Below are 2,800 nucleotides of genomic sequence, written 5' to 3'. Positions count from 1 at the left end.
ATTTTGAAGTTGCCGGAAGACCGAAGCACATCTACTCCATTTACAAAAAAATGGTGAAGAAAAAGCTCACTTTCGACGGCCTGTTCGACATCCGCGCTGTGCGGATTTTGGTGGACACCATTCCCGAGTGTTACACCACGCTGGGTATTGTCCACAGCCTCTGGCAGCCGATTCCGGGCGAGTTTGACGACTATATCGCCAACCCGAAAGGCAACGGCTATAAAAGTTTGCACACCGTTATCGTCGGCCCGGAAGACAAAGGTGTGGAAGTCCAAATCCGCACCTTCGACATGCACCAATTCAATGAATTCGGTGTTGCCGCCCACTGGCGTTATAAAGAAGGCGGCAAAGGCGATTCCGCCTACGAACAAAAAATCGCTTGGTTGCGCCAACTCCTAGACTGGCGCGAAAACATGGCTGAAAGCGGCAAAGAAGACCTTGCCGCCGCCTTTAAAACCGAGCTGTTCAACGATACGATTTATGTTTTGACCCCGCACGGCAAAGTCCTCTCCCTGCCTACGGGCGCCACCCCCATCGACTTTGCCTATGCCCTGCACAGCAGCGTAGGCGACCGTTGCCGCGGCGCAAAAGTCGAAGGACAAATCGTGCCGCTGTCCACACCATTGGAAAACGGCCAACGCGTTGAAATCATTACCGCCAAAGAAGGAAATCCTTCCGTCAACTGGCTCTACGAAGGCTGGGTCAAATCCAACCGCGCCATCAGCAAAATCCGTGCCTATATCCGCCAGCAAAATGCGGATACCGTGCGCGAAGAAGGCCGCGCCCAGCTGGACAAACAGTTGTCAAAAATCTTCCCCAAACCCAATCTGCAAGCATTGGCGGAAAAACTCGGCTTCAAAAAAACCGATGAACTCTATACGGCCATCGGTCAGGGCGAAGTTTCCAACCGCGCCATCCACAAAGCCTGCGGTGCGCTGAATGAGCCGCCTCCTGTGCCGATTGATGAAACCAATATCGTCAAGCAGTCCAAAATCAAAAAAGGCGGCAAAAACGGCATTTTGATTGACGGCGAAGACGGCTTAATGACCACACTTGCCAAATGCTGCAAACCGGCACCTCCTGACGATATTGTGGGCTTTGTTACCCGCGACCGCGGTATTTCCGTCCACCGCAATACCTGCCCTTCTTTCCGCCACCTTGCCGAACAGGCTCCGGAAAAAGTGTTGAACGCAAGCTGGGCAGCCTTGCAAGAAGGACAAGTGTTTGCCGTCGATGTTGAAATCCGCGCCCAAGACCGCTCCGGTTTGCTTCGCGATGTTTCGGATGCGCTGGCGCGTCATAAACTCAACGTTACCGCAGTGCAAACCCAATCGCGTGATTTGGAAGCCAGTATGCGCTTTACCCTTGAAGTCCGCCAAGTCAATGACCTGCCGCGCGTATTAGCCAGCTTAGGCGACATCAAAGGCGTTTTAAGCGTAACGCGCTTGTAGTTCTAACGCACCAAGCAAATCTAAAGGCCGTCTGAAAGCAACTTTTTCAGACGGCCTTTTAAGTTTTTAACACACCAATATCTCAACGCTTCAACTTATCTTTCTTAAAAAGTCAGCCGCAGCCTTAGTCACCTCAATATATAACCCCCTCTTCTATTCTTACAACCAGTTGTTATTTCCTACCGGCATCATTCTCAGGCAAACTTATTATCCTCATGATAAACAAGATATTTCCAATTTAAGAGAGCCTCATGAATACACGAGATTTGTACCCTCACGAGATTTTGCAGGAAGCCATCGGCAAGAGCTGCGCCAAGTCTGAGTTCAGCATCAAAATGTTGGTGATTTTGAGTTTTTTAGGCGGCGGCTATGTCGGCTTCGGCTATCTTGCCTGCCTGCGCGTCATCAGTGGCATTCCGGCCGAATGGAACGGCCTGGCCGCCCTTTTGGGTGCGTCTGTGTTCCCGATTGCGCTGATTTGCATCTTAATCGGCGGCGGTGAGCTGGCAACAGGCAATATGATGATTATGGCTTTGGGCAGATTAACCGGCCGCGTCAGCACCTACAAACTGGTACGCAACTGGCTCATTGTCAGCTTGGGCAATCTGGCAGGCGCTGTTGCCATGGCCTATTTCCTCGGCCACTATGTCGGCTTGGCAGAGGGAGCGGCTGCGGCTAAAACCATTGCCATTGCCGAAGCCAAAGTTAATATGGACTTTGGCCGTGCCTTCGTTTCCGCTATCGCATGTAACTGGATGGTGTGCATGGGTATTTGGTTCTATTTCGGCTCACGTCATACTTCAGGCCGCATTTTGGCAACTTGGTTTCCGGTCATGATCTTCGTGTTAATCGGTTTCCAACACTTTGTCGCCAATATGTTCATCATTCCGGCCGGTATTTGGGCAGGCGCAAATGTCAGCTGGGGTCAATTTTTCTACAATATGATTCCCGTCTTCTTAGGCAATGTCCTCGGCGGATCGTCTTTTGTTGCCGCTTTCTATCTCTTCGCTTATAAACATTTGTTAAAAGAAGATTTTTCTATTTAGTTTAAACTGACTCACTACCCCGTATTCATCAGAAATACGGGGTAGTGCCGTTATCAGGCCGTCTGAACAGCTCCTTTCGTGTCGCATAATTACGCTTTTTCTCTGCATAACGTTTCATTTATAGGAAAGATAGTTTCATTGTCTTTCCTTTTCTCCAATTTAAGATAATTTTTGCAATCTTTTGTTTTCAAATAACTTCCCCTCAAAAGCGCTACGATTTTTCATAAAGCCCGTGTTCCGTGCTTTGCAAAACAAAAAATTTACTGTATTCTGAATTTAATTATTTACAATTTAATATGGATT

General features: G+C 49.0%; 2 protein-coding genes. Both read left to right on the top strand.

Features of this window, described 5'->3' with window-relative positions:
• Nucleotides 1-1,451 (top strand): RelA/SpoT family protein (locus ACTHUE_RS14635; RefSeq protein WP_440423856.1); only part of this gene is annotated, 1,451 nt, incomplete at its 5' end.
• Nucleotides 1,452-1,702: 251 nt separating this feature from the next.
• Complete coding sequence (locus ACTHUE_RS14630) at nt 1,703-2,497, top strand: formate/nitrite transporter family protein (RefSeq protein ID WP_070460961.1); 795 nt, start codon at nt 1,703-1,705, stop codon at nt 2,495-2,497.
• Nucleotides 2,498-2,800 lie beyond the last annotated feature (303 nt).

The organism is Neisseria sp. P0021.S005, from assembly GCF_051956955.1.
This window is presented reverse-complemented; position numbering and strand designations above follow the sequence as displayed.

Coding starts and splice junctions, on each gene's coding strand:
- ACTHUE_RS14630 (WP_070460961.1), top strand. CDS start 1,703: ATGAATACACGAGATTTGTACCCTCACGAGATTTTGCAGGAAGCCATC.